This is a genomic window from Variovorax sp. MPBD4-3 (genome assembly GCF_058809745.1).
Genome location: NZ_JBXASW010000120.1, coordinates 1 through 4,073, shown reverse-complemented (window position 1 = coordinate 4,073; position 4,073 = coordinate 1). Strand labels below are relative to the sequence as shown.

General features: G+C 66.6%; 4 protein-coding genes. All 4 read right to left on the bottom strand.

Annotation, left to right across the window (positions count from 1 at the left end):
• Positions 1 to 77: 77 nt before the first annotated feature.
• Positions 78 to 1,028 carry a branched-chain amino acid ABC transporter permease gene (locus tag AC1RVW_RS30635; RefSeq protein ID WP_106936234.1) on the bottom strand — a complete coding sequence of 317 codons (951 nt, stop codon included), beginning with the start codon at positions 1,026 to 1,028 and terminating at the stop codon, positions 78 to 80.
• Positions 1,025 to 1,897 (bottom strand): branched-chain amino acid ABC transporter permease, encoded by an 873-nt coding sequence (locus AC1RVW_RS30630; RefSeq protein ID WP_081267306.1) that lies wholly within the window; start codon positions 1,895 to 1,897, stop codon positions 1,025 to 1,027. Before AC1RVW_RS30630 ends, AC1RVW_RS30635 begins: the two co-directional genes overlap by 4 nt.
• Positions 1,898 to 2,045: 148 nt before the next feature.
• The gene (locus AC1RVW_RS30625; protein WP_493204483.1) at positions 2,046 to 3,224 is read right to left on the bottom strand and encodes an ABC transporter substrate-binding protein; all 1,179 of its coding nucleotides are present in this window, start codon (positions 3,222 to 3,224) and stop codon (positions 2,046 to 2,048) included.
• Positions 3,221 to 4,030: an alpha/beta fold hydrolase gene (locus tag AC1RVW_RS30620; RefSeq protein WP_285413756.1), complete on the bottom strand. Its 810-nt coding sequence runs from the start codon at positions 4,028 to 4,030 to the stop codon at positions 3,221 to 3,223. Before AC1RVW_RS30620 ends, AC1RVW_RS30625 begins: the two co-directional genes overlap by 4 nt.
• Positions 4,031 to 4,073 lie beyond the last annotated feature (43 nt).

Below are 4,073 nucleotides of genomic sequence, written 5' to 3'. Positions count from 1 at the left end.
CTTTGATGCTGCGCGGCGTTGGAGGCCGCGTGCCCCCACCCCGGCCCTCCCCCGGGAGGGGAGGGAGAAACGCGGGGTCATGCGGCCCCCTTCGGCGACAGGCGCTGCACCAGGCCGATCAGGCCCTTGGGCAGCAGCGCCACGAACACGATGATCGTCAGCCCCAGCGTCAGCTGCCAGTGGTCGGCCAGCGGACCCATCACGGCATGCGTCGAGAAAATTTCCTTGAGCAGCGTGAACGCGATGGCGCCGATCACCGCGCCGCGCAGATGGCCGAGGCCGCCGAGAATCACCATCAGCAGCACCTCGCCCGAGTTGTGCCATGCCATCAGCTCGGGGTTGACCACGCCGTCGCGCGAGGCCAGCAGGAAGCCCGCGAGCCCTGCCAGCGCACCCGCCAGCACGAAGGCCGCGAGCTTGTAGCCGTACACCGAGAATCCTGCGGCACGCATGCGCTGCTCGTTCACGCGGATGCCCGCCAGCGCCGCACCGAAGCGCGAGCGGCGAATCAGGGCCAGCAGCCCGTAGGTGAACACCAGCGACGCCAGCACCACGTAGAAAAGCACGGTACGGTTCTCCATGTCGAGCGCGCCGATGGCGGGCCGCACGTACATGTAGATGCCGTCGCTGCCGCCGCCGACCTTGGTGTCGTGGAACACGAAGAAGGCCATCTGCGCGAAGGCCAGCGTCACCATGATGAAGTACACCCCGCGCGTGCGCAGGCTCAGCGCGCCGACGAACAGCGCATACAGCGCCGCCGCGCCCATGGCCAGCGGCAGCAGCAGCGCGAAGTTGCCGCCTTCGCTGCCCGACGCCAGCACGGTGACGTAGGCGCCGATGCCGTAGAACGCCGCATGGCCCAGGCTCACCAGGCCGGTCATGCCGACCAGCAGTTCCAGGCTGAGCGCGAAGATCGACAGGATCATGATCTTCACGACGAAGTCCGATGCGTAGTTACCCATGAAAGGACCGGCGATGCCGATGGCGATCGCGCAGGCCACGGGCAGGAGGAAGGCGCCGCGCTTCATGGCCGCCTCCCCATCAGCCCCTCGGGCTTCCAGATCAGCACGATCGCCATCAGCAGGTAGATGCCGATGCCGCTCAGGTCCGCGAAGAACACCTTGCCGAAGGTGTCGACGAAGCCCACCAGCAGCGAGGCCACCAGCGCGCCGGTGATGGAGCCGATGCCGCCGATCACCACCAGCACGAAGCAGATGATGAGCACGCTCGCGCCCATGTTCGGATACACCGAGGACATGGGCGCGGCGATCATGCCGGCCAGCGCCGCCAGCGCCACGCCGGCCGCGAACACGATGCGGTACAGGCGCTTCACGTCGATGCCCAGGCCGCGCACCATGTCGCGGTTGCTCGCGCCAGCGCGGATCATCATGCCCAGCCGCGTGCGGTTGACCACGAAATACAGCCCCACGGCCAGCACGATGCAGGCGGCCGATGCGAACAGGCGATACCACGGATAGCTCATGACGCTGCCCAGCGCGAAGCTGCCGTCGAGCCATGCGGGCACCTTCACGCCATGCACGTCGTTGCCCACGAAGATGGAGCGCAGCTCCTCGAACACCAGGATGAGCCCGTAGGTCATCAGCACCTGCTGCAGGTGGTCGCGCTGGTAGAGGTAGCTGAAGAAGGCCCACTCCAGCAGATAGCCGAACACGGCCGCCAGCACCACGCCGGCCACCAGCATCAGCAGGAACTGGTCACCGAACACCGGCGCGAGCGAGAACGCCATGTACGCGCCGATCATGTAGAAGCTGCCGTGGGCGAGGTTGATGACGCCCATGATCCCGAAGATCAGCGTCAGCCCCGAGGCCACGAGGAAGAGGAGGAGTCCGTACTGAACCGAGTTCAGACACTGGACCAGGAAGGTGCCGAAATCCACGTTGGAGGTTCTCTCAGGGCGGAATCGTTGAGGAAGGATGCAGTGCGCGAGACACCGCGGAACCGGCTTTGCCGGGCCGCAGGTGTCGCCCCCTGCAAGGGGGAGGGCGCAGCGACACGAAGTGCGCGAAGCCTGGGGGTGTGCCTATTCACATCCTGCAGCCGCGGGCCGGATCTGCGAGACCCTTGATGGCCGTGCTCACCAGCTTGTTCTCCTTGCCGTCCACCTTGCGCAGGTAGATGTCCTGCACCGGGTTGTGCGACTTGCTCACGGTGAACGCGCCGCGCGGGCTGTCGATCTTCGCTTTCTCCACCGCGGCGGCGAACTCGGCCTTCTTCGAGATGTCGCCCTTGGTGGCGTTCAGGCCCACGCCCAGCATCTGCGCGGCGTCGTAGCCTTGCACCGCATACACGTCGGGCTGCAGCTTGAACGACTTGGCGTAGGCGGTGCGGAAAGCGTTGTCGCGCGGGGTGTTCAGGCCGTCGGCGTAGTGCAGCGTGGTCAGCATGCCTTGCGCCGAGTCGCCCTGCGCGTCGAGCGTGCCGTCGGTCAGGAAGCCGGGGCCGTACAGCGGAATGGTCTTGTTCAGGCCAGCGGCCTGGTAGTCCTTGACGAACTTCACCGCGCCGCCGCCCGCGAAGAAGGCGTACACCGCGTCGGGCTTGGCCGCCGCGATCTCGGTCAGCAGCGCCTGGAACTCGACGTTGGGGAAGGGCAGCGTGAGCTGCTTGTCGACCTTGCCGCCGTTCTTCTCGAAGCCTTCCTTGAAGCCGTTGACCGACTCGTCGCCGGCCGCGTACTTCCAGGTGATGGTCATCGCCTTCTTCTTGCCCTGCTGCTTGGCCGCCACTTCGCCCATGGCGTAGGCCGGCTGCCAGTTGCTGAACGAGCTGCGGAAGATGTTGGGCGCGCACATCGGGCCGGTCACCGCGTCGGCGCCGGCGTTGGGCACGATCAGCACGGTGCCGCTTTCCTTCGCGGCCTTGGCCATGGCCATGGCCACGCCGGAGTGCACGGTGCCGACGATCACGTCGACGTTGTCGCGCTTGATGAGCTTGTTGACGTTGTCGGTGGCCTTGGCGGGGTCGGACTCGTCGTCGACCTTGAAGTACTCGATCTCGCGGCCCGCGAGCTTGCCGCCTTGCTCGTCCACGTACAGCTTGAAGCCGTTCTCGATGGCCACGCCCAGCGCGGTGTAGGTGCCGCTGTACGGCAGCATCAGACCGACCTTGAGCTTGCCCGTGCCCTGGGCGCCGGCGGTGCCGCAGAGGGCGGCGGCGAAAGCGAGGGCCGTCAGCGCGAGGCGTGCGGTGCGAATGGTGGTCATGGTGTTTGTCTCCTGTTTTTGGTGATGAAAGAAGCGGTGGCGACGATGACACGATCCGGCTGATCGCGATGCGGGGAATGCCCGCATTCAGGGATTTCGAGCAGCTCGCAACTACCACCGGCGCGCGCCGCGATGCCGCGGATCTGCGCCAGCGTGCCGTATTCGTCGTCGATGCCCTGCACGGCGAGCACGGGGCAGCGGATGGCGCCGAGCTCGGCCTCGATGTTCCAGTCGCGGAATGGCGGATGCAGCCAGATGCGGTTCCAGCCCCAGAAGGCCGAGTCGGCGCTGTCGTGGTAGCGGCCGAGCTTCTTCGGCAGGTCGGTTTCCAGGTAGGCGGTGCGCGCGATCTCGATGTTCGCGATGGTCTTGTCTTCCACGAAGATGTGCGGCGCGAGCACCACCAGGCCCTCGACCTTGTCGGGAAAACGCGAGGCGTACAGCAGCGATATCGAACCGCCGTCGCTGTGGCCGAAGAGCCAGGGCTTTTCGCCATCGAGCTTCAGCGCGGCGAAGAGCGCGGGCAGCACTTCGTGCGCCTGGCGGTGCATGAAGTCGACGTCCCAGGTCTCGTCGTCGGCGCGCGGGGTCGAGCGGCCATAGCCGGGGCGCGAGAACACCAGGCCTCGCGCGTTGGCGGCTTCGCAGACTTGCGCGGGGAAGTCCTTCCACATGGCGACGGAGCCGAGGCCTTCGTGGAGGAAGACGATGAGCGGGGCGTCGGTTTTTTCGGGGGCGATCCAGGCGCACTCGATCTGCACGGTGCGGTCGCGCCAGGTGATGGTGGCGAAGGGGGGGGTGCTCATGGCTGTTGCTCCTTCCCCCTTTGGGGGAAGGCAGGGATGGGGG

Coding starts and splice junctions, on each gene's coding strand:
- AC1RVW_RS30635 (WP_106936234.1), bottom strand. CDS start 1,028: ATGAAGCGCGGCGCCTTCCTCCTGCCCGTGGCCTGCGCGATCGCCATC.
- AC1RVW_RS30625 (WP_493204483.1), bottom strand. CDS start 3,224: ATGACCACCATTCGCACCGCACGCCTCGCGCTGACGGCCCTCGCTTTC.
- AC1RVW_RS30620 (WP_285413756.1), bottom strand. CDS start 4,030: ATGAGCACCCCCCCCTTCGCCACCATCACCTGGCGCGACCGCACCGTG.